This is a genomic window from Streptococcus xiaochunlingii, assembly GCF_006385805.1.
Lineage (GTDB): Bacteria > Bacillota > Bacilli > Lactobacillales > Streptococcaceae > Streptococcus > Streptococcus xiaochunlingii.
This window is the reverse complement of sequence record NZ_VFSG01000003.1, coordinates 1-22,951: the sequence shown is the minus strand read 5'-3', so window position 1 is coordinate 22,951 and position 22,951 is coordinate 1. Positions and strand designations below refer to the sequence as shown.

The window sequence follows — 22,951 nt, the reverse complement described above, 5'->3', positions numbered from 1 at the left end:
GTTGTCTGGCTTCTCTTGTCGATTTTTCACCTGCGACAAGCCTAGTCAACCTTGCAGGGGTAAGACGACGGACCTTATTGCTGGGGTCCTGTCTTACTCCCCAAACTCCTCAACCTTATCTGGTTCAATACTAAACAAAGTCACATGTCCCATTTTGCGGTTGTGCTTTGCTTCTAGTTTACCATATAAGTGGAGGTGAGCGCTTGGATTTTCTGTCACATATTGTTCAGCAGCCTCGACATGCTGGCCGAGAACGTTAAGCATGACAGCAGGCGCGTGGAGGTGGATTGCCGGGAGTGGCGCTCCGAGAACGCCCAAGATATGGGTGTCAAACTGTGAAAAGTCGCAGGCTTCAATCGAATAGTGCCCTGAATTGTGGGGACGTGGGGCAATCTCATTAACGATGATGTCATCAGCCGTCGCAAACATTTCTACGCAAAGCGTTCCAGAAAGGTTCAGTTGTTCTGCGATTCGCACTGCCATGGCCTTGGCTTTTTCAGCTAGACTTTCTGAAATGCGAGCAGGCACAATGGTTTTTGAAAGAATGTTGTTTCGGTGGATATTTTCCTGAACTGGGAAAACTGTCACGTCCTTGCCATTTCCAGACACGATGACAGAAATCTCAAGGTCAAAGTTGACGAACTCTTCTAAGACGCAGTCTGCTGAATCGGCTAAAGTGTATGCTTCTTCCAAATCTGCTTCTGAACAAATAACCTTTTGACCATGGCCATCGTAACCACCGGTTGCTGTCTTGAGGACATAGTTTTTAGAGAGGTCGATATCTGCCAAGTCTTGGCTCGATGTCACAACCTTGTAAGGAGCCACAGTGACTTGTGCCTTCTTGGAAAGAAAGTCCTTCTCAAAAATGCGATTTTGAGAAATGCGAAGCAGATCTGTTCCTTGTGGAAGCTGGCCTTCTTTGATAACAGCATCCAAACCGTCAGCATCCACATTTTCAAATTCATAAGTAAGAACATCACAGCGGTCTGCCAACTGACGAAGAGCATCCACGTCGTCGTATGGGGCCACGATGATTTCTGCCACGCGAGAGGCTGGGCAATCAGCTGCTGGGTCCAATGCGATAACCTTGTGTCCCATGTAGATAGCTGAGATCGCCATCATCTGACCGAGCTGGCCACCACCGATGATGCCAATGGTTTTAGTTGAGCTCATTTGTAGACTCCTCTGCGATTTTTCCTTGTTCTTCAGCAAAATCCGCTAACGCTGTCGCAATAGCCTGATCCTCTACTGAAAGGAGACGGAGGGCAAAGAGGGCTGCATTAGTCGCACCAGCTTCACCGATCGCCATAGTTGCGACAGGCACTCCACCTGGCATCTGAACGATGGAATAAAGTGAATCCACACCGCTAAGGGCACGTGATTTGACGGGTACCCCGATAACTGGAAGGGTTGTTTTAGCAGCAACCATCCCTGGCAAGTGGGCTGCCCCACCTGCACCCGCGATGATGACCTTGATACCACGGCTACGTGCTTCCTCGGCATGTTTAAACATGAGGTCAGGCGTCCGGTGCGCGGAAACAACTTTCTTTTCGTAAGCGACGCCGAAGTTGTCGAGGACTTCAGCAGCTTTTTGCATGGTTGCCCAGTCGGATTTTGAGCCCATGATGATAGAAATTACTGGTTTAGTCATAATTTTCCCTTTTTCTTTTTTTGATAATGGTCTTAGGTGGTGGGGACGGAAGCAAACCTTCGGTTTCATTCCTAAACTTTGAGCCTAGGGTCTCAAAGTTTCCCCCGACCAGAATATTCACTGTTCTGGTCTTTTCACCACGGCGGCCATTATCGTATTTGGCGACTTCGTCGCGCTATTCTTGTACTTCTACTTTATCGCCTTGCTACCGATATCCGTACGGTAGAACAAGCCTTCTGTGTTTTGTTTGTTGAGTTCGTTATAGATAATGTTTTGGCCGTCTTTGACGGTGTCTGCTGTGGTAACGAGCATGTAGACGCGTCCGCCGTTTGAGAGGAGGTCTTGTCCATTTTCAGCGAATTTCGCTCCAGCATAGTAAGTGATGATGTCACCATCTGTCTTGTCTGGAAGCTTGACACCCTTCTCATAAGCGAGTGGATAGCCGTTTGATGCTACAACCACGCCCAGTGTCACTCCCTTGTCAGTCCAAGTGATGGCTGGCCCTTTGCCTTCCAAAATGTCAGTGATATTTTGTGCAAAGTCAGATGTCAAACGAGGCAAGATGATTTGCGTTTCAGGATCACCAAAACGAGAGTTGAACTCGATCACCTTAGGTCCATCAGCTGTCAAGATAAGCCCCGCGTAAAGGACACCAAGATAGGAGCGCCCTTCTTTAATCATGCCTTCAAGAACGGGCTTGACAATAGTGTCAACCGCTGTGTCAACTACGCTCTGTGGCAAGTGGGGCACTGGCGCATAGGCACCCATCCCACCAGTGTTAGGACCCTTGTCGCCATCGTAGGCACGTTTATGGTCCTGAGCCGTTGGCATGATGTAGAACTTGTCCCCATTGACAAAGGCAAAGAGAGAAAACTCTTCTCCGTCAAGGAATTCCTCGATGACCACACGTGCACCTGAATCACCGAATTTATTGTCCAAAAGCATCTCGTGAGCAGCTTCAACTGCTTGCTCAACCGTCTCCGCAACGACGACACCTTTCCCAAGGGCTAAACCATCTGCCTTGACGACGATTGGAGCGCCTTTTTCTTCGATGTAGGCCTTGGCTTCTTCGAAATCTGAAAATGTGCCGTAAGCTGCTGTCGGAACGTCGTATTTGACCATGATTTCCTTAGCAAAATCCTTAGACCACTCCAGCTCAGCCGCAGCCTTGGTCGGACCAAATGCCTTGAGACCAGCTGCATTGAAATCATCCACTATTCCAGCTGCAAGGGCATCATCTGGACCAATAAAGTTCCAAGCAATATCGTTGACTTTTGCGAAGTCAATTAGCTTAGAATGTTCGGAAATTCCGATATTGATCAAATCCAGACCATCTAATCGCATCCCGTCATTACCAGGGGCCACAAAAACCTGCTCAACGTCCTTAGACTCCAACAATTTCTTGGCAATCGCATGCTCACGACCGCCAGATCCAACAACCAAAAGTTTCATCTCGAACCTCTTTTGCGAATTATTTTATTAAATTATATCATAATCGTTCGTTTTATTCTAATATTTCAAGGAATATCCGATGATTTTCATTAGAAAACAAACTTTTTTCATTTTTTTTAAAATTTCTGCTCCTTTTTACGAATATTATAATTGAGACCTCTAATATTTTTTAAAAAAGGAGTTTTATGCAGAGAATAAAGAAACTACTCTTGGCAGCTTGTCTTTTCTGGGCAGGAGCTTCACAAGTTGCAAGAGCAGACCAAAACGTCAATTATATCTACAAGGAAAAAGGACAATTAGTTGTCCACCTCGGTACCATTCCAGATCGCTTCCAAAGCGTTAGCGTCCCCATTTGGTCCGAGCAAAATGGCCAGGACGACCTCATTTGGTATCCTGTCCAACGAGGAGAAAATGGGTTTGATTTGCAAGTACCTCTGACCAATCATTTGGATCAAGCAGGACTTTATCACATCCATGTCTACGGGATCCATTCTAACGGAAATATTGAAGGACTGTTTCCTCTACAGACAATCGTTGAAGAAAAAGATCTGGCTTCTTCCCAACCCAAGATTACAGTCCGACCTAGCACTACACAGCTATTTGAGATCCAACTCCAGCTTTTTGAGGATGTGGAGGAGGTCTTCTTTCCCATCTGGTCTGAACAAGATGGCCAAGACGACTTGATCTGGTATCCCGCAAAAAGAACGGCACCTGGTCGCTACCAATTATCCTTCAATGCCGAGAAACATACAGGGAAAGGAACCTTTCATCTCCACGTCTACCAAAAAGACAAGGGGCACTTAAAAGGTTTACTTGCCACTGAATTTCCGGTCGAGCGGGCTAAACCTGCTCCACTGGTCACCCAACCGGATAATTACTATCCCGTCGGCGAATGTACCTGGGCAGCAAAAGAGCTGGCGCCTTGGTCACAAAACTGGTGGGGAAACGGTGGTATGTGGGCTACTAGTGCACGTGCTGCGGGCTTCCGGACAGGAAATACCCCAGAGGTCGGTGCTATCGCCTGTTGGGATAATGGAGGCTATGGCCACGTTGCAGTCGTGACAGAGGTCGAACATGATCAAAAAATCCAAGTAAAAGAAGCTAATTACAATGGAAATCGGACCATCAACAATTTCCGTGGCTGGTTTGACCCCACGAATGTTGTCTGGGGAACAGTCAGCTATATCTATCCAAATTAAGGAATTCCTAACCAGAACAAAAGGCGCTCATCCATCGATGAGTGCCTTTTTAGATTAATGTCTGAAGTGACGAACACCTGTAAAGATCATGGTCAAACCATATTTGTCAGCCGCTTCGATTGACTCTTGGTCACGGACTGATCCACCCGGTTGGATGATAGCCTTAATTCCTGCCTTAGCGATTTCTTCTACGTTATCCGCAAATGGGAAGAAGGCATCAGAAGCAAGAACAGCGCCGTCAAGACGGTCTTTAGCTTGGTCAATAGCGATACGGACAGATGCCACACGATTGGTTTGACCTGGGCCAACACCAAGTGTCATGTGGTCGTTGGTCACGATGATCCCATTTGATTTGACGTACTTGATAGCCTTCCAAGCAAACTCAAGAGCTGTCGCTTCTGTCTCCGTTGGTTGGCGTTTAGTAACCACTTGCCAGTCAGCTGGGCTTTCTTTGACCACGTCTTGGTTTTGAACGAGGAGTCCACCGACAACACCTGTATATTCTGCTTCCACTTCACTGGCGTCTTGAGCGTCGAATGGCAAGGCAAGGATACGCAAATTTTTCTTTTTGTTGGTCAAAATGGCTAGCGCTTCATCCGTATAGCTTGGTGCAATGATGATTTCGAGGAAAACACCATGCATCTTCTCAGCTGTCGCAGCGTCAACTTCACGGTTGAGAACGACAATACCACCAAAGATAGATACTGGGTCAGACTCATAAGCGTAGTCCCAAGCAGTTTCGATGTCGTCAGCTTGACCGATCCCACATGGGTTCATGTGTTTGAGAGCCACAACGGTTGGGCGGTCTTTGAAATCACGGATGATACGGATAGCAGCATCCGCATCACGGATGTTATTGAAGGACAATTCTTTACCGTTGAGCTGTTTAGCGGACGCAATCGAGTAATCCGTCGGCAAAGCTTTTTGGTAGAAATCTGCGTCTTGTTGAGGGTTTTCCCCGTAACGCATAGCTTGTTTGAGGTCATAGGTTAAAGTGAGTTTTTCAGGTTTTTCTTCACCCACTTGAGCTGTGAAATATTCTGCAATCAAGGCATCATAAGCTGCTGTGTGACGGAAAACCTTAGCTGCCAGACGTTGGCGAGTTTCGTAAGTTGTTTCGCCATTGGCTGCCAATTCTTCCAAAACAACAGCATAGTCAGCAGGATCTACCACAACTGTGACGCTAGCATGGTTTTTCGCTGCTGAACGAAGCATAGACGGCCCACCGATATCGATGTTCTCCACCGCATCAGCGTAAGTCACGTCTGGTTTGAGAATAGTCTCCTTGAATGGGTAGAGGTTTACCACTACAAGATCAATGAGCTCAATCTGATTGTCCTTAGCAGCTTCTAGGTGACTATCGAGGTCACGACGAGCAAGAAGACCCCCGTGAATATTTGGGTGGAGAGTCTTGACGCGACCGTCCATCATTTCTGGGAAACCAGTCACATCGTCGATAGCAATGGTGTCTACCCCAGCATTGTCAAGGGCAACCTTGGTACCACCTGTTGAGATGATATCCCAACCAAGTTTTTTAAGTTCTTGGGCAAATTCAACAATGCCCGCTTTGTCTGAGACACTAATTAGTGCGCGTTTAGTCATTCTATTCCTCTTTCTTTAGATCCAACCGCATAGCGACTTCGTTATTTTCTTCTATAAATCCTGTTTCCTGAAAACCCAAACTAGTCAGCAGGTACTTCATTTTTTCATTTCCAACCACATAATCTGCGATAATATGATTGCAAGCTCTATCCATCTGAGCCTCTTTGATCAGAACTTCCAAGGCTTTTCGTCCATAACTTTTTCCTTGGTACTGCTGGCCAATCATTATCCGCCAGATAAAATATTCTGCCTCATCCTTATCTATTTCCAACAGTAGAAAACCAACTACTAGCTCATTCCAATAGATTGCCATGGGAAACACATCCCCATTCTCTCGGTAGAGCCATGCGTCAGCTAAAGAACGCACATTGGGAGCTACAAAACGCGCTCGTTCATCAGCATCAGATATTTTCAAATCCAGCACTGCCTGAAAACTGCTCTCATCTACTAATTTCAGATTAATCATTTTTCTCCTTTTGAATAAATAGGATTTTGAGGTGATTAAAGACTAATCTAACTCATATAAAAGGTAGTTATCAAAATTTATGATTCCTTTGAGGTAATCTCGGTCTGCTTTAGACAACTCAAATTCTGGAAAAGTCGCAATTAAACTGGACAAATAAAAATAATTCGGGTGCCGACGATAAGAAAAACCTGCTTGACCGAATTTCCCTTGACAAAAATCATAGGCAAGTTTTAATTCTTGACTTGTGACACCGTCTAAAATTTTATCTAACTCTGAAAGCTGACTTTTATCAGTATTTTCTATCATAGCTTTCACTGTATTTACTAAAACAAAAAGAAAATCATTAGTATTATCCAGTAGGATTGGTCTGTTAGATAACTTATTCTTTAACTCCATATAGTATTGGTCCATAATCATTTCTTCCTCTCCACTCCCAAACCATCCAACACTTCTGGATAGAGCTTGTACTCTGTTTCGTGGATGCGCGTCTCGAAAGTATCAAGGGTATCCCCTTCAAGGCGTGGCACACGGACTTGTTTGATAACCTTACCAGTGTCAACACCAGAGTCCACCCAGTGAATAGTCACGCCAGACTGGTCAACGCCTGCATTCCAAGCATCCTCAATACCATGAGCACCTGGAAATTCAGGAAGATAAGCCGGGTGAATATTAATGATACGGCCTTCATAAGCTGCTAGCAAGGTTGGACCGACGATTTTCATGTAGCCTGCCAGACAAACCAAGTCAATCTGATGTTCATCCAAAAGTTCGACAATGGCTCCTTCATAGTCTGCCTTGTTCTCAAACTCTTTGAGTTCAAAAGCGTAGGATAATACCCCTAGCTTTTCGGCACGTTCTATGACATAGGCATCCCGGTGATCTGAAAAGACAAATTCTACTGGAAATTGTTCCGCGATCACCTGGAAGTTTGAACCATTTCCGGAAGCAAAAACAGCAATCCTTTTAGTCATTATTTAATCACCACACTTGCGCCATCTTTCTTCACAATACGACCAATTTCATAAACAGGTTCGTCAAGAAGTTCTTTGACACGTTCCACATTCTCTGGTTTAACCGCAAGCATGAGGCCAATACCCATGTTGAAGATTTCAAACATTTCTTCGTGTTTGATCTCACCATATTTTTCAAGGGCTTTGAAAATTGGAAGAACTGGTACTTTGCTTTCGTCAATTTCAGCAGCCAAGTCATCAGCGAACATCCGTGGTACATTTTCGATGAAACCACCACCTGTGATATGGGCAATTCCGTTGACCAATTCTTCTTTGATGAGCGGTAGAACAGCCTTAACGTAGATACGAGTTGGTTCCAAAAGAACGTCTTTAAGTTTCTTGCCTTCCAATTCTGGGAGAACTTCTTCACCTGTGTAATCCGCAAAGACACGACGAACGAGTGAGTAACCATTTGAGTGGATACCGCTTGAAGCAAGCCCCAGAATCACATCCCCTACTGCTACTTTTGAACCGTCGATGATTTGAGATTTTTCAGCAACACCTACTGCGAAACCAGCCAAGTCATAGTCGTCTTCGCCATACATACCAGGCATTTCAGCAGTTTCCCCACCGATGAGGACTGCACCTGCTTGTACACACCCTTCAGCCACACCAGCAACGACTTGTTCTAGTTTAGCTGGTTCATTTTTACCAGTTGCGACGTAGTCCAAGAAGTAGAGGGGCTCTGCACCTGCAGCGATGATATCGTTGACACACATAGCCACACAGTCCTGACCGATTGTATCGTGTTTGTCATACTTGATAGCTAACATGAGCTTAGTTCCGACACCGTCCGTCCCTGAGATCAAAACAGGCTCTTTGACACCTGTTTTTGAAAGGTCAAACATACCACCGAAACCACCAAGAGCTCCCATGACACCTGCACGCTCCGTACGTGCCACGTGTTTTTTGATCCGTTCAACAACTTCATAACCCGCTTCAACGTCCACACCAGACTGCGCGTATGCATTTTTGTTTGTCATTTGTTTATTCCTTTTTCTCTTCCTAGAGTCTACTGTGATTGATCAGATACATTTGCAAAAATTCCTAATAAAAGGAGGTCTGCTCATTCAAGCTTTCCAAATAGCGTTCTTCGTAGTCATACAAAGGGGTTGGGTATTTCCCATCGAAGTAAGCTACACAAAGACCACCGTTTGGTGCATCGGTATCAATACCAATAGAATCAATCAAGCCATCAATGGACAAGTAGGTCAAGCTATCCGCACCAATAATCTCACAAGTTTCCTCTACTGTATGGTTGGCTGCGATTAGCTCTTCGCGACTCTGAATATCAATTCCATAGAAACATGGATAAGCCAGAGCTGGGCTAGCAATTGCCACATGGACTTCTGTAGCCCCTGCTTCTTTTAATAACTTCACAATCCGACGTGATGTTGTCCCACGTACAATAGAGTCATCAATCATGACAACCCGTTTGCCTTTCACGACACCAGATACGGCAGAGAGCTTCATTCGCACTCCTTGTTCCCGCAATTCCTGAGTCGGTTGGATAAAGGTCCGTTGGACATACTGATTCTTGATCAAGCCCATTTCATTTGGCAGACCGGATTCTTCCGCAAAGCCCATGGCCGCACTGAGAGAGGAGTTGGGAACCCCCACCACAATATCTGCTTGGTTCTTAAATTCTCGTGCTAATTGAGCGCCCATCCGTTTGCGAGCCGTATGGACATTGACCCCTTGGATATTGGAATCAGGACGAGCAAAATAGATATACTCCATAGAACAAATTGCTAGTTGAGTATCATCCGTATAGCGATCATAGGTGATGCCATTTTCATCAAAGATCACGAGCTCACCAGGATGCACATCTCGGATCCATTCTGCCCCAATCACCTCAAAGGCACAGGTTTCCGAAGAAACAACCAAGGCTCCATTTGCCATTTTCCCGATGGAAAGAGGACGGAAGCCATTGGGGTCTAGCGCTGCAATCAGCTTATCTTCAAATAGCATCAGATAAGCAAACCCACCTTTGACCGTATTGAGCGCTTCCTTGATTTTCCCCATAAAGGAAGGGTTGTGGCTCCGACGGATCAAGTGGGCCAGAATTTCTGAGTCAGAGGTCGAGCTAAAGATGGCTCCATTTTTTTCTAATTCCGATTTGAGCGATTGGGCATTGGTCAAATTCCCGTTATGGGCCAGACCAAACTGCGTATCGTGAAAGCGGAAGAGGAAGGGTTGGATGTTATCCACAGACGCTTCCCCCGCTGTCGCATAGCGAACATGTCCAATAGCAGAAGATCCTGTCAATTTCTCCAGATTTAATGGATTCCGAAAGACTTCTGAAAGAAGACCTGTATCCCGATGACGTCTCAAGATCCCTTGGTCATTAGCCAGGATTCCTGCACCCTCTTGTCCCCGGTGTTGGAGACTGTGAAGACCAAAATAGGTGAGTTTTGCTGCGTCTGGATGTCCCCAAATCCCAAAGACTCCACACTCTTCATTAAGAGATTTTACTTCGTATGTCATGTTGTATACCTTTTATTTTCCAGTAAAATATTGAACCGCTGACGCAAAGAGGTGTTGGTCTTTATTTCCTGGAATATTTTGGAAGAGACCGTCTTCGAAACGTTCTGAGTGCCCCATCTTACCTATGATTTGACCGTTCTTGCTGGTAATCCCTTCAATCGCATGGACAGAACCATTTGGATTGTATTTTGAATCCATGCTTGGTTTCCCTTCGAAGTCAACATATTGGGTAAAGATTTGACCATTGTCACGAAGCTCTGCGAATTCCTCAGCTGTCACGACAAATTTACCTTCACCGTGTGATACTGGGATGGCATGGATGTCACCAACTTCTACTCCGGCAAGCCATGGTGAGTTGGTATTGGCAATCCGTGTTTCCACCATCTTAGCCACGTGTTGGTTGGCATCATTGTAGAAGAGGGTTGGACTGGTACTGCTTGCATCTTCAAAGTTACCGTATGGAAGGAGACCTGATTTGACAAGAGCTTGGAATCCATTACAGATACCGATGATCAAGCCTCCGCGTTCGATGAAGCTATCAATAGCCGAACGAACTTTTTCATTGAGCAAGATGTTAACGATAAATTTAGCGGATCCATCTGGTTCATCCGCTGCTGAGAAGCCACCTGCAAAGAAGATAATGTTAGCTTTTTCGATATTGTCAACCATAGTGTCAACAGACTTGACAATCGCTTCTTCGTTGAGTGTGACAAATGGTACCAAGTTGACTTTTGCACCTTCTTTTTCAAAGGCCTTAGCGGAGTCGTATTCTGAGTTGGTGCCTGGGAATACTGGGATGTAAACCACTGGTGTTTCAACTGTTTCTTTAGCTTTGATCACAGCATCTGATGCTACAGCAGGTACTTCTTCCAACTCAGTTGCCTGTGCAAATTCCGTTGGGTAGACCTCTTCCAATTTACCTTGGAAGGCACTGTCAAGTTTGTGTCCATCCAGCGTTACACCGTTGACAACTAGTGTAAAGTCTGCTACTGTTTGTCCGATCTTGGCAACACCTACAATTTCTTCAGGCGATGTGAAGACGAATCCACCCAATTGGGCTGTCAAGCTAGTGTCAAGGTCTGCTAATTCGACATTTGCTCCGATATGGTTCCCAAATGTTGCAAGTGCAAGAGCTTCAACCACACCACCATATTTAACAGCTGATGCGGCTGTCACTTTGTGGTCAGCTTGGATAGCTTCAAATTGAATAAAGTTAGACTTGATGAGTTCAAAGTCAATTTCTTGTGCCAAAGCTTGACCAGGAATGTAGTAAATATTTTCACCAGCAGCTTTGAATTCTGGAGAAAGAACCTTACGGCTATCTGCAGTTGTTACCCCAAAAGCAACCAAAGTTGGTGGTACTGTCAATTCTTCAAAGGTACCAGACATCGAGTCTTTACCACCGATAGATGGTAAACCAAGTTGAATCTGAGCTTCGATGGATCCAAGAAGAGCAGCTACTGGTTGACCAAAACGCTCTGCTTGTTTATCCATCCGCTCGAAGTACTCTTGATAAGAGAAGCGAGCCTTAGACCAGTTGGCACCAGCAGCAACCAAACGAGCAGTTGCTTCGATGACCGCATAAGCAGCACCATGATATGGAGACCATTCGGCGATATAAGGGTTGAACCCTTGCGCCATGACAGAAGCCGTATGCGTCACGCCATGTTGAACTGGCAATTTCTGTACAGAAGCTTCCGTTGGTGTGATTTGGTAGCGACCACCAAGTGGGTGATTGACTGTTGAACGACCAACTGAGCTATCAAAGATGGTTTGCAACCCCTTTTGACTTGCATGGTTGAGGTCAGCCAAGACTTCAAGAGTATCCGCTTCAAGGGTCTCAGCAGATGTTTGACGTTCTTCTGGAAGCTTGACATCCTTGTCAACCACCTTAGCATCTACGACCACACGCACACCGTTTGTATCAAGGAAACGACGTTCCAAATCAACGATGGTTTCACCATTCCAGTGCATGACAAGATTTGGTTTCTCCGTCACTGTCGCAACGACAACAGCATCAATATTTTCTTTATTACATGCTGCAACGAAGGCATCTACATCTTCTGGACGAACCACTACAGCCATCCGTTCTTGAGATTCAGAGATGGCAATTTCTGTACCGTTCAAACCTTGGTATTTCAATGGCACTTTGTCTAGATCAATCTCAAGACCATCTGCCAATTCACCGATAGCCACACAGACACCACCAGCACCAAAGTCATTTGATTTCTTAATCAGACGTGTTACTTCCCCATTACGGAAAAGACGTTGAATCTTGCGTTCTTCAATGGCATTCCCTTTTTGAACCTCAGCACCAGCTGTTTCAACAGATTCAACTGTTTGAACTTTAGAAGAACCTGTCGCACCGCCGACACCGTCACGTCCAGTCTTCCCACCGAGCAAGATAATCACATCACCTGCTTCAGGCTTTTCACGGACAACATTTTCCTTAGGAGCTGCACCGACAACGGCACCTAGCTCCATACGCTTAGCAACGAAACCTGGGTGGAAGTATTCACGAACATAAGTTGTTGCAAGACCAATTTGGTTACCGTATGAAGAATAACCGTGAGCCGCTGTTTTAGAAATCACTTGTTGTGGCAATTTACCAGCGCGAGTTTCTGAAATTGGAGCTGTAATATCACCAGCACCTGAGATACGCATAGCTTGGTAAACGTAGGAACGCCCTGACAATGGGTCACGAATGGCACCACCGATACAAGTAGCCGCTCCACCAAATGGTTCGATCTCCGTTGGGTGGTTGTGCGTTTCGTTCTTGAACATGAGAAGCCATGGTTCTTTGACACCATCGACATCCACTTCAATTTCAACTGAGCAGGCATTAATTTCATCAGACACTTCCATGTCATCCAAACGACCATTGGCACGCTCATAGCGACCAAAAATAGTTGCCATATCCATCAAGGTTTGAGGTTTTTCTGTACGTCCCAACTCATCACGCATGGCAATATACTTGTCATAAGTCGCTTGCAATTGTTTTTCAAATTTAGATGCTGAGAAGTCGATGTGTTTCAACTCAGTCTCGAAAGTCGTATGACGGCAGTGGTCAGACCAGTAAGTATCCAACACCTTCAACTCGGTCTCAGTTGGCACACGTCCAATAGACTTGAAGTAATCTTGAATGAAGAGAAGGTCATCCACTTCCATGGCCAATCCTTGCTCAGCTTTATACTGTGCAAAATCTTCTGCCGTATATGTTTCAAAGAAATCCAAGCTTGGAATGGTCTTGTCAGACTCAGAGAAATCCTGTTTCGCGATGCCAACAGTGATATCTTTGAAACGAGAATCCACTGGGTTCAAGAGGTAGTTTTTGACAGCTTCCAACTCATTCGCATCAATATCCTTGTTAACCAAGTAGAGTTGTGCTGTATTCACTGTTACATCATTTGAACTACCAAGCAAAAGCAAAGCTTCTTGTGAAGATGCCGCCCGTTGGTCAAATTGACCAGGCAAGCTTTCAATGGCAAAGAAAGCATGCTTCTCAAGATCAGCCTGAACCGCAGCTTCATCCAAAACAGTATCGGTCACCTGCTCAGAAAAGATGTGTTTTTCCGCACGCGCAAACAAGTCCTCTGCCAAATCAAAGACATCGTAAACCTGAACAATCCGAAGATCCTTCAAGGTTTTCAACTGAAGATTATGCTGTAATTCCTTTACTAAAGAGTCCGATTTCACACGAAAATCAGCTTTTTTCTCAACGAAAATACGTTTATCCATTTTATTTCCTTTATCTATTTCTACTTAAAGATTGTAGTGACGACCAAGTAAAACTTTACTTCAAGCCCTGCAATTTCTCCAACACAACCTTGTACACATCTGTCAAGCTACCAAGATCACGACGGAAAACATCCTTGTCCATATGGTGCCCTTCCGCATCCCAAAGGCGGCAGTTATCTGGTGAGAATTCATCAGCCAAGATGATCTTGCCATCCTTATCAAAACCAAATTCCAATTTGAAGTCAATCAAACGAAGACCAATTTGTGCAAACCAATCTTTCAGCAATTCATTGATGCGACGCGTTTCTTCCTTGATATAAGCAATTTGTTCATCATTGGCAATTTCCAAGAACTTTACATGCTCATCATTGATGAATGGATCATCCAACTCATCGTTTTTATAGTAAAATTCAACGATTGGAGTCTCCAAGTCCAAACCTTCTTCAACGCCAAAACGTTTAGAAAAGGAACCCGCAGTCACATTACGTAGAACAACCTCCAAAGGAATAATAGTAACCTTCTTGTTCAATTGTTCGGTATCAGAAATACGTTCGATAAAGTGCGTCTCTACACCCACAGCATTCAATTTTTCAAAAATAAGAGACGAAATCTGATTGTTGAGCACACCTTTCCCCTCAATGGTCTCTTTGCGAGCTCCATTTAGCATGGTGGCCTGGTCCTTATAAACGGACTTAATCACATGTTCGTCTTCTGTACTATAAATATCTTTTGCTTTCCCCGTATAAATTAATTGATCGGACATCTTCTTGTTCGCCTTTCATCTTTTATCCCTTTCAGTGTATCACAGAGAGGTTGTTTTTTCAAGTTAAATCCGTATCTTGTTCGCTTGTAACACAAAAATAATAAGAGATTGAATCAAAAAGATTCAACCTCTTATTTTTATATGCTTATTCGTTCGTAAAAACCGAACTTTATTTGCTTGTTTTCTTCAAAACGTAGTCTACCATATCTCCAACAGTTGCCATGGCATCAATGTCTTTATCTGGGATATTAATTTGATAGGCTTCTTCCAAATAAATAATGTATTCCATGAGATCAACGGAATCCACTTCCAAGTCTTTTCGTAAATCCAAATCCAAAGAGACCTCATAGTCAGATCCCTTATTATCTTGAATCAACCCTTCAACTAGTTTAAAAATTTCTTGATGACGACTCATTTCTCTTCCTCCAATTCTGATAATTCAACCACAGATTTGCGAATAACATCTGTTTCCAACATGATCCGGATCTGGCGAATCGTGCTATAGACAGCCTTTGCATCACTAGAACCATGGGTTTTCACGACAGGGGCTTGCAAGCCAAACAAGACCGCACCTCCAACATCTGAATAATCCAAGGTCTTTTTCAAACCTCGTAGATCATTCTTCAAGAGGAAAGCTCCAATCTTGGCTTTCAAGCCACCACCACTAAGGACCGTTTTCAACTGTTTAAAGAGGCCCAGAGCAGTTCCTTCCATAGTCTTAAGGACAGCATTACCTGTAAATCCATCTGTCACAATGACGTCAGCAACTCCATCCATCAAGTCACGCGCTTCCACATTTCCTACAAAATTAAGAGAAGGATCCGCTGCTAATAGTTGATAGGTCTCCTTGCGTAGGGGATCCCCCTTGCTTTCCTCTGTTCCGTTATTTAAGAGACCGATACGAGGCCGCTTAATGCCACGGACATTCTCTGCATAATAGGCTCCCATAATCGCATATTGGTGCAAGTGTGTTGGCGTATTTTCAGCATTTGCCCCCAGATCCAACATATCATAGCCCTTCCCATCAAGGGTAGGAAGAGTCGACATCAAACCTGGACGATCGATGACCTTGATCCGACCAACAATAAAGTAACCAGAGGCAAGAAGAGCGCCTGTATTCCCTGCAGAAAGCATAGCATCCGCTTCCCCATTCTTAACTGCATGCGCTGCTAAGACCATGCTAGCTTGCTTTTTCCGACGAATAGCACGAGTCGGCTCATCATCTGAGTTGATTTTCTCATCTGTATGGACGATAGATACCCGTTCAGTTGCTGTCAGGTATTGCTTAATTTTAGCCTCATCCCCATACAAAATGACTTCAATATCCTTAAATTCTTGTATGGCTTGATTGACCCCTTCTACCAGGGCCTGTGGAGCATGATCTCCACCCATTGCATCAACTGCAATTTTTTTCATTTCTTACCTCCAGACTGATCTTTTAAGATCTCTCCCCAGCTTCCCAGGGAATCAATAAATTTCTTAGCTTTTAAATGAATGCCGACATATTCATCATAGAGTTGGTCTAGACACTTTCTCAACTCTTTCTTCATCGCATCATGGATAGAAATCGTCTCTAACTCACTAAATTTCACAGCTTGAAAACGATCCAGCAAATAGAGGGCATTGGGATCCCAGTGGGCCCGTCTTTCGTCACGATCATAATGATCTGGGCAAAGGACACCACCCAAGCGGAATGAAAAATCAAAAGGCAGCCCCACTCGATGACAGACACAACACTCATGAACGTTTAAGGCGACACCAAATCGGGATAAAATCTGCATTTCAAAAATATTGGTCAAGATTTCATAATCCAAGCCCCGATCCATCAATTGCAAGGTCTGCTCTAAAAAAGCAAATAAAGCTGGATCAGGTTGACGATCCTGTATACTAGCATCTGCCAAGGCCAGTATATAGGTTGCGTAGGAAAGACGAAAAAGATCTTTATTAATCCCTTGGAAGCTTTGAACCTCATGAATATCTTCGATATAGCTGAGTCCGTCATCATTGATTTTCAGATACATATCCGCTAAAGTCAACGGTTGGATCATAGAATTCAACCGAGAACGATTGGCATGTTTCACGAAAAACATGAGCTTGCCAGCTTGCTCTGTAAAGATTTTAACCAGCTTATCATCCTCTCGGTAATCCCGATGGTAGAGGACGATGCCACGACTCTCAATGCTCTCCAGCATGTTCTTTCATAAACTCCTTCAACCGACTCATCGCTTCTTGGATCACTTCCATACTTGCTGCATAGGACAAGCGCACATAGCCTTCTCCATATGGGCCAAAAGCCATTCCTGGGATAAAGGCAACAGCCTTTTCTTGGGCTAGGAGCTTCAAAAAATCGAAGGAGTCTTGGTTATATCCTTGTGGGATCTTAGCAAAAATATAGAAGGCCCCATCCGGGCGGATAATATCAAAGCCCATGGCAGACATTTCTTTGATGATATAATCTCGACGCTCTATGTATTCCCGTTTCATCGGCTCTGCGTCGTCTTTACCAACCGTTAAGGCTTCAATGGCTGCATACTGGTTCATGGTCCCCGCCGCAGTCACCAAGTACTGATGACTCTTGATTAATTGAGCTGTCAAGGAAGCAGGCGCAAAGATAAAACCAAGTCTCCAGCCTGTCATAGCATGAGACTTAGATAAGCCATTGATAATAATGGCTTGGTCCCGTAGATAGGATCCCAAGGAAACGTGAGGCTGACCTGTGTAAGTTAATTCTGAATAGACCTCGTCACAAACGACAAAAACTTCATATTTCTTTAAAACACTAGCCAAATCCTGCATCTGCTCCTTAGAGTAGGTGACACCTGTCGGATTAGCTGGGTAGTTGAGAATAACCGCCTTGACGCGATCCTCTTGCTCTTCTAAGGCCTTTTCTAAAGCCTCTGGGCTGAGGATAAAGCGATTGTCTGTCGTATCGATTTCGACGACACTAGCCCCCATCAGTTTAATAATGGGTTCGTAACCAGGATAAGCAGGTGCTGGTAAGAGCACTACATCTCCCGGTTCCAATATAGCCGTCAAGGTCGCAGAAAGGGCCTCCGTTGCCCCAATCGTGACCAAAATTTCATCCTCTGGTCGATACTGTAGGTTATATTTTTCAGCTACAAACTGACTAGCAGCTTCACGTAGAGCTAGCAAGCCACTCATCCCCGTATAATGGCTCTGGTTGGCGTCAATAGCCGCTTTTGCTGCTTCCTTTACATGATCTGGTGTCGTAAAGTCTGGCTCACCCAAGGTCAAACGTAAGACACCTGGAATAGAAGAAATGGCTTGGTCAAACTGACGAATCAAAGAAATCTCGATTCGATTCAAATTTTGATTAAACCGTTTTGTTAAATCCATAGCCACCTCCAAAAAAAGTTCTATCACCATTATACTATAAATGGAAAAGCATCGCAAAAAAGGGGCTAGCCCCAACTAAATTGATACAATAATGACCTTTCGCATCAAAAAAGGACTTAGCACATGCTAAATCCTCTCATTGAATAAATTTTCCAAATCTTTTTTATTATTGACCACGTGTTGCCACATAATTCAACTGGTCACCATGTTTCGCCAAGAAATCCTTCATTTCTGAATCTGGAATTTGACGAAGGTAGAGATTGGAACGGATCGTTTCATCTTCTTCACGACAAGTAGACAAGACTAGGTATTTATCAGAAGCTTTGATTTTGATATTTGGATTCTTGGTACGAGCTCCTTCATAGTTATGCTTCAATTGGGTAGTGAAATCTTCATCATCCTTAAAGCTTGTACGGTAGAAAGCAGTCGTTTCAGGAACAATGACCAAGCACATTGCTTCATAATAATACTTACGCTCAGGTGTTTCAATAACTACATAAGGATGTTGATCAAAGTACTCTTGGTTATCATAGAAGTTAACATCGTTAAACATCCGATGATCTGCAACCTTGCTCCCACGAGCATGACCGAATAACCATGTCAACCGATCACTAAAATCTTTTTTGTTATCCGTATCCATAAAGACCGTACCTAAATACGGTTGATAGCCACCATCAAAAGTTTTATCTAAGTAAGTAGCATTATCACCTGTTTGAACCACTGGCTCATCTAACTCCGTACCAGGAGCATAAACATAAGCAATCGTCTCTGGATTAACTGCAGTAAATTGAGCAAAACGATTTGCTAGGTAATCTTTCTCCTCTTGACTAGGGGTATATTTTACCTCTTGTTTAGAACTAGTCGAACCACTTGTAGATTTCGCAGTTTCCTGATGTGTCGATGTGGATTTTTGTTTACCAAATGGATTGAAGAAAATAAACCCAAGAACAAGTGCTACAACGGCTACTAAGGCAAAGAGAATTCCCAATCCTTTTCCTTTTGAAGTCGTCTGTTTCTCTGCTCGTTTCATAAATTAGAACTCTCCTAAGTATTCAATTTTTTCTAAAAAATACACTGAGCCCAAGGACCCAGTGTATTTTTATGAGCTAATTAATAATTTAATTATTTAACTGCGCTTGTTTTTGGAAGAGTTTTTTGTCCTGCTGCTGCTGGAGCTTTTCCTTCTTCTTTTTTAGCTTCTTTTTTAGCATCTTTAGCTGAACCTTCAACTACGAATTCACCTGGTTTACCTGGTACAGGTACAAGTTTTTCGCCATTTTCGTTGAATTTAGCTTCAGTTGATTCAGCATCAACGTTGTCAAGACCTTTTTTAGCTTCTGGAGTAAGACCACTTTCACTGTTTGTGAAGAATTCAGGACCAGTCACTTCTGTTTTGTTATCAAGGCTTCCTGTGTGAACATGACCGTCGTTAGCGAAAACTGGTGCTGCTGCTGCAAATACTGCAAGTGCTGCTACTGATGATAATAAAACTTTTTTCATTGTTTTATCTCCTTTTTTCATTTTAAAAATATTTCGTTACTTCGTAACTAGTTTAAGTATACTACTATATCATATATCTGTCAACAAATTTTTTAGCTAATTTAAAACTTTTTTTAATTTTTTTTTAGGAAACAAACTATTTGATTTTCTAAGGCATTTTCCTTCCTCTATTTGACTACACCACTCTTTGGCAAGGTCTTTTTGGGGAGACAAGGATCCAATCTATCCTCATTTTTTTGTGCTTCTTTCAGCAACTCCTCCCTCTGATTATTGATCTTACTTTCTTTTTTAAACCAGTTGAAAAACATATTTTTCCTTTCTTAAAAAAGAGGCTTTCTACAACCTCTTTTTTTATATTTTTAAGATTTTTTAGCATTTCCAATTTCAAATAGAGGAGACAGAGGACGTTTTTCATGGATACGGATAATCGCTTCTGCCAATAGTTTTGCGATGGAGATTTGTTCAATTTTATCGATTAAGCGCTCTTCAGGTAGGTAAATGGTATCCAATACTACCAACTTCTTAATGGCTGATTTCTGAATATTGTCCATAGCTGGACCAGATAATACCGGATGCGTACAGCTAGCATAGACTTCTACTGCTCCCGCTTCAGCAAGTGCATCCGCAGCGTGGCAAATGGTTCCCGCAGTATCAATCATATCATCAATCAGGATACAAGTTTTCCCTTCGACATTCCCAATGATGTTCATGACTTCACTGGTGTTCATTTTATCGACACTCCGACGTTTATCAATGATGGCGATCGGTGTTTTCAAAAATTCAGCTAGCTTACGAGCACGCGTCACACCACCGTGGTCTGGACTGACTACCACATAGTCAGAACCAATCATGCCACGACGTTCAAAGTAGTCTGCAATCAATGGAGCCCCCATCAAATGATCCACTGGAATATCAAAGAACCCTTGAATCTGAGCCGCATGCAAATCAATGGTTAAAAGGCGATCCACACCAGCAATCTCTAACATATTGGCAACCAATTTAGATGTAATCGGCTCACGAGCACGAGCTTTACGGTCTTGACGGGCATAACCATAATAAGGCATCACTACATTAATGGTTTGAGCACTGGCACGTTTTAAGGCGTCTACCATGATCAAAATCTCCATTAAATTATCATTGACAGGAGAGCTCGTAGATTGTAGAATATAGACCTCTTTACCACGAATAGACTCCTCGATATTGACCTGGATTTCCCCATCTGAAAATTGACGTACGGTCGACTTACCAAGTGGCAATCCCATCTCCTTAGAGACACGTTCAGCCAAATCTTGGTTAGAAGATAAAGCAAACAGCATTAAATCCGAAAACGACATGATTTCCTCCACATAAAATTAACCACAATGTACAAATGTACAAATCTTCTCTTTACCCATTGTAACCCTTTTTACATGATTTTTCAATCCATAATCCATCAAAAATTAAAATAGTAACTATAGTAAAAAACACCCACTAAAAGTGAGTGTTTTAATTTTTTAGTTTGGATAGATATAAGTAACTGATCCTTGTGCATTCACTGGGTTGAACCATCCACGGTAGTTCCCAATGCTACGGATACCTAAGTAGTTAGATTCAGATACTTGGATACTTGTAGTAGATTGAACAGCTGTAACCACTGCTACGTGTCCATATCCACCGTCATTCCAACATGCAATAGCTCCAACTTGTGGTTGGCTACCAGTACGGAATCCAGCAGCTGCGGCACTTGCAGCCCACTGTGCTCCATTACCCCAGTAATCGCCAGCCCAAGGAGCCAATACTTTCGCACCCCAAGTACATTCACCTACTGGGTAAGAACTTGCAGAAGAGCTGTATGTTGGACGACTAGTTGCTGCTGGTGTAGCAACTGTTTGAGTTTGAACTGCTGGTGCTGCAGCAGGAGTTGCAACAGTTGCTTGAGGTTGTGCACCTTCAGCTGCAGGTGTTTGAGTAGCAGCTTGCACTTGTGCTTGCAAGTTAGTATTAGCAGATGCTTCTACAGCCTTACGCTGTTCTTCTTGTTGAGCACGGTATGCAGCTTCTGCAGCTGCTTTCTCAGTTGCTGCTTTCTCAGCTGCTGCTTTTTCTTCAAGCAAAGCATTCTTTTCATTTTCAGCTGTTGACTTTTCAGCCGCTAAATTCAATTGAGCGACTTTCAACTCAGCTTCCTTAGTTGCTAAAGCTTGTTCATCATCATTTAATTGTTGTTGGTTTGCAATAACAGTGTTAATGGCATCGTTGTTTTCTTTTTGCTTAGCATCGATATCTTCTTTATCACGTTTTTGCTCTTCCAACATTTTGTTATTAGCACTAGCAATCTCATTCATTGCAGAAACGCGTGAAATAGCTTCAGTCAAAGAACCAGAACTTACAATAGCGTTAATGTAACTTGTAGCAGTTCCTGTTGTTTGAGCACTACGTGCTTGGTTCGCTAATGATTCTTGACGAGCAACAATGTTCTTAGAGAGCTCTTCAATCTCTGCAGAAAGTTTAGCAGACTCTTCATTCAAACGTTCATTTTCAGCTTTAAGAGTTTCTTGTTGTTTTTTGATTTCAGAAACTTGAGCTTGAATTTGATCAACTTGTGCTTGCGCACTTTGTTCTTTTGAACTCAAATCAGCAATCTTATTATCTTGTGCAGCAATTTTATCATCAGTAGAATCAGCTCCTACAGAAATAACTGTACCTACTTGTGATAAAGCAACTGTAGTAAGTAAAATAGTCGTTAATAATTTTTTCTTCATAAAATAAAAGACTCCTTCATATAAGACACTAACTAGTATAACAGAAAATGAAAGATTTTATATTACGCCTTTGTTACAATTTTATTTCTATTGATGTATCAAAGTAACAAAAAAAGTTAGCTAGAAAGCTAACTTGATTTCGTACGGAGAATGGGGGATTCGAACCCCCGCGCCAGTTACCCGACCTAACGATTTAGCAAACCGTCCTCTTCAGCCTCTTGAGTAATTCTCCAAAATGGGCACGAGTGGACTCGAACCACCGACCTCACGCTTATCAGGCGTGCGCTCTAACCACCTGAGCTACGCGCCCAAGTTAAAAACTTGGTAATGAACAAAAGTTCAAAGCGGGTGACGAGAATCGAACTCGCGACAACAGCTTGGAAGGCTGTAGTTTTACCACTAAACTACACCCGCTTATTATTAAGGAAAATGGCGCGAGACGGAATCGAACCGCCGACACATGGAGCTTCAATCCATTGCTCTACCAACTGAGCTACCGAGCCAAATATTGCGGGAGCAGGATTTGAACCTACGACCTTCGGGTTATGAGCCCGACGAGCTACCGAGCTGCTCCATCCCGCGTTACTATTAAGGAGGATGTGGGATTCGAACCCACGCACGCTTTTACACGCCTGACGGTTTTCAAGACCGTTCCCTTCAGCCGGACTTGGGTAATCCTCCAGCTAATTATGGACCTTGTAGGACTTGAACCTACGACCACTCGGTTATGAGCCGAGAGCTCTAACCAGCTGAGCTAAAGGTCCGACAAGATCAATAGTATAGCGGCGAAGGGGATCGAACCCCCGACCTCCCGGGTATGAACCGGACGCTCTAGCCAGCTGAGCTACACCGCCATAAATCGGGAAGACAGGATTCGAACCTGCGACACCTTGGTCCCAAACCAAGTACTCTACCAAGCTGAGCTACTTCCCGAACTAAAGCTTACGCTTTATGCACCCTAGAGGAGTCGAACCTCTAACCGCCT

The 22,951-nt window shown here is 43.7% G+C and carries 20 protein-coding genes and 9 tRNA genes; 1 reads left to right on the top strand and 28 read right to left on the bottom strand.

Annotated features, from left to right (window positions below; genetic code table 11):
- Positions 1–93: 93 nt before the first annotated feature.
- The 3 genes from purK to purD form a co-directional block, all read right to left on the bottom strand.
- Positions 94–1,173 carry a 5-(carboxyamino)imidazole ribonucleotide synthase gene (gene purK / locus FJR71_RS08825; protein WP_140814699.1) on the bottom strand — a complete coding sequence of 360 codons (1,080 nt, stop codon included), beginning with the start codon at positions 1,171–1,173 and terminating at the stop codon, positions 94–96.
- A complete protein-coding gene (gene purE, locus FJR71_RS08820) occupies positions 1,160–1,651 on the bottom strand; it encodes a 5-(carboxyamino)imidazole ribonucleotide mutase (RefSeq protein WP_013904394.1) in 492 nt (163 codons plus the stop codon). Before purE ends, purK begins: the two co-directional genes overlap by 14 nt.
- Before the next feature lie 189 nt (positions 1,652–1,840).
- On the bottom strand, positions 1,841–3,103 hold the full coding sequence (purD, locus tag FJR71_RS08815) for a phosphoribosylamine--glycine ligase (RefSeq protein ID WP_140814696.1): 1,263 nt from the start codon (positions 3,101–3,103) through the stop codon (positions 1,841–1,843).
- Positions 3,104–3,288: 185 nt separating this feature from the next.
- Here purD and FJR71_RS08810 point away from each other — a divergent pair, with 185 nt between their 5' ends.
- Positions 3,289–4,302, top strand: a complete 1,014-nt coding sequence (locus FJR71_RS08810; RefSeq protein ID WP_140814694.1) for a GBS Bsp-like repeat-containing protein — start codon at positions 3,289–3,291, stop codon at positions 4,300–4,302.
- 54 nt (positions 4,303–4,356) lie between these two features.
- Here the strand turns inward: FJR71_RS08810 and purH are convergent, their stop codons facing one another.
- From purH to FJR71_RS08680, 25 genes are all read right to left on the bottom strand, one after another.
- Positions 4,357–5,904, bottom strand: coding sequence for a bifunctional phosphoribosylaminoimidazolecarboxamide formyltransferase/IMP cyclohydrolase (gene purH / locus FJR71_RS08805; RefSeq protein WP_140814692.1), 1,548 nt, complete (start codon positions 5,902–5,904; stop codon positions 4,357–4,359).
- A 1-nt stretch (position 5,905) separates the two neighbouring features.
- Positions 5,906–6,370 (bottom strand): GNAT family N-acetyltransferase, encoded by a 465-nt coding sequence (locus FJR71_RS08800; protein ID WP_140814689.1) that lies wholly within the window; start codon positions 6,368–6,370, stop codon positions 5,906–5,908.
- Between the two features lie 42 nt (positions 6,371–6,412).
- Positions 6,413–6,781: a hypothetical protein gene (locus tag FJR71_RS08795; protein ID WP_002224354.1), complete on the bottom strand. Its 369-nt coding sequence runs from the start codon at positions 6,779–6,781 to the stop codon at positions 6,413–6,415.
- Between the two features lie 2 nt (positions 6,782–6,783).
- Positions 6,784–7,341, bottom strand: a complete 558-nt coding sequence (purN, locus tag FJR71_RS08790; RefSeq protein WP_140814687.1) for a phosphoribosylglycinamide formyltransferase — start codon at positions 7,339–7,341, stop codon at positions 6,784–6,786.
- A complete protein-coding gene (gene purM, locus FJR71_RS08785; RefSeq protein ID WP_140814684.1) occupies positions 7,341–8,363 on the bottom strand; it encodes a phosphoribosylformylglycinamidine cyclo-ligase in 1,023 nt (340 codons plus the stop codon). The genes purN and purM overlap by 1 nt, the downstream gene beginning before the upstream one ends.
- Before the next feature lie 64 nt (positions 8,364–8,427).
- Positions 8,428–9,867 carry an amidophosphoribosyltransferase gene (gene purF / locus FJR71_RS08780; protein WP_140814682.1) on the bottom strand — a complete coding sequence of 480 codons (1,440 nt, stop codon included), beginning with the start codon at positions 9,865–9,867 and terminating at the stop codon, positions 8,428–8,430.
- 12 nt (positions 9,868–9,879) lie between these two features.
- The gene (locus tag FJR71_RS08775; RefSeq protein ID WP_140814680.1) at positions 9,880–13,605 is read right to left on the bottom strand and encodes a phosphoribosylformylglycinamidine synthase; all 3,726 of its coding nucleotides are present in this window, start codon (positions 13,603–13,605) and stop codon (positions 9,880–9,882) included.
- Between the two features lie 55 nt (positions 13,606–13,660).
- Positions 13,661–14,368, bottom strand: coding sequence for a phosphoribosylaminoimidazolesuccinocarboxamide synthase (gene purC / locus FJR71_RS08770; RefSeq protein ID WP_125330016.1), 708 nt, complete (start codon positions 14,366–14,368; stop codon positions 13,661–13,663).
- Positions 14,369–14,537: 169 nt separating this feature from the next.
- The gene (locus FJR71_RS08765; RefSeq protein WP_048687889.1) at positions 14,538–14,783 is read right to left on the bottom strand and encodes a phosphopantetheine-binding protein; all 246 of its coding nucleotides are present in this window, start codon (positions 14,781–14,783) and stop codon (positions 14,538–14,540) included.
- Entirely contained in the window at positions 14,780–15,784 is a 1,005-nt protein-coding gene (gene plsX / locus FJR71_RS08760) for a phosphate acyltransferase PlsX (RefSeq protein WP_125330018.1), read from the bottom strand. Before plsX ends, FJR71_RS08765 begins: the two co-directional genes overlap by 4 nt.
- Complete coding sequence (gene recO, locus FJR71_RS08755; RefSeq protein WP_140814677.1) at positions 15,781–16,560, bottom strand: DNA repair protein RecO; 780 nt, start codon at positions 16,558–16,560, stop codon at positions 15,781–15,783. Before recO ends, plsX begins: the two co-directional genes overlap by 4 nt.
- Positions 16,544–17,725 (bottom strand): pyridoxal phosphate-dependent aminotransferase, encoded by a 1,182-nt coding sequence (locus FJR71_RS08750; protein ID WP_140814675.1) that lies wholly within the window; start codon positions 17,723–17,725, stop codon positions 16,544–16,546. The genes recO and FJR71_RS08750 overlap by 17 nt, the downstream gene beginning before the upstream one ends.
- A gap of 166 nt (positions 17,726–17,891) precedes the next feature.
- Positions 17,892–18,755 carry a class B sortase, LPKTxAVK-specific gene (gene srtB, locus FJR71_RS08745; RefSeq protein WP_023024851.1) on the bottom strand — a complete coding sequence of 288 codons (864 nt, stop codon included), beginning with the start codon at positions 18,753–18,755 and terminating at the stop codon, positions 17,892–17,894.
- A gap of 92 nt (positions 18,756–18,847) precedes the next feature.
- Positions 18,848–19,225: an LPKTxAVK-anchored surface protein gene (locus tag FJR71_RS08740; protein WP_048687901.1), complete on the bottom strand. Its 378-nt coding sequence runs from the start codon at positions 19,223–19,225 to the stop codon at positions 18,848–18,850.
- A gap of 359 nt (positions 19,226–19,584) precedes the next feature.
- A complete protein-coding gene (locus FJR71_RS08730) occupies positions 19,585–20,559 on the bottom strand; it encodes a ribose-phosphate diphosphokinase (protein ID WP_023027441.1) in 975 nt (324 codons plus the stop codon).
- A 159-nt stretch (positions 20,560–20,718) separates the two neighbouring features.
- The gene (gene pcsB, locus FJR71_RS08725; protein ID WP_140814670.1) at positions 20,719–21,966 is read right to left on the bottom strand and encodes a peptidoglycan hydrolase PcsB; all 1,248 of its coding nucleotides are present in this window, start codon (positions 21,964–21,966) and stop codon (positions 20,719–20,721) included.
- 144 nt (positions 21,967–22,110) lie between these two features.
- A tRNA-Ser gene (locus FJR71_RS08720) sits at positions 22,111–22,198 on the bottom strand.
- Between the two features lie 4 nt (positions 22,199–22,202).
- Positions 22,203–22,276 (bottom strand) — tRNA-Ile (locus tag FJR71_RS08715).
- A gap of 33 nt (positions 22,277–22,309) precedes the next feature.
- Positions 22,310–22,380: transfer RNA gene (locus FJR71_RS08710), tRNA-Gly, on the bottom strand.
- Positions 22,381–22,396: 16 nt separating this feature from the next.
- Positions 22,397–22,469, bottom strand: a tRNA-Phe gene (locus FJR71_RS08705).
- 5 nt (positions 22,470–22,474) lie between these two features.
- Positions 22,475–22,548, bottom strand: a tRNA-Met gene (locus FJR71_RS08700).
- 9 nt (positions 22,549–22,557) lie between these two features.
- A tRNA-Ser gene (locus FJR71_RS08695) sits at positions 22,558–22,647 on the bottom strand.
- A 9-nt stretch (positions 22,648–22,656) separates the two neighbouring features.
- A tRNA-Ile gene (locus FJR71_RS08690) sits at positions 22,657–22,730 on the bottom strand.
- Between the two features lie 16 nt (positions 22,731–22,746).
- A tRNA-Met gene (locus tag FJR71_RS08685) sits at positions 22,747–22,820 on the bottom strand.
- A gap of 5 nt (positions 22,821–22,825) precedes the next feature.
- Positions 22,826–22,899, bottom strand: a tRNA-Pro gene (locus tag FJR71_RS08680).
- Positions 22,900–22,951: the final 52 nt, after the last annotated feature.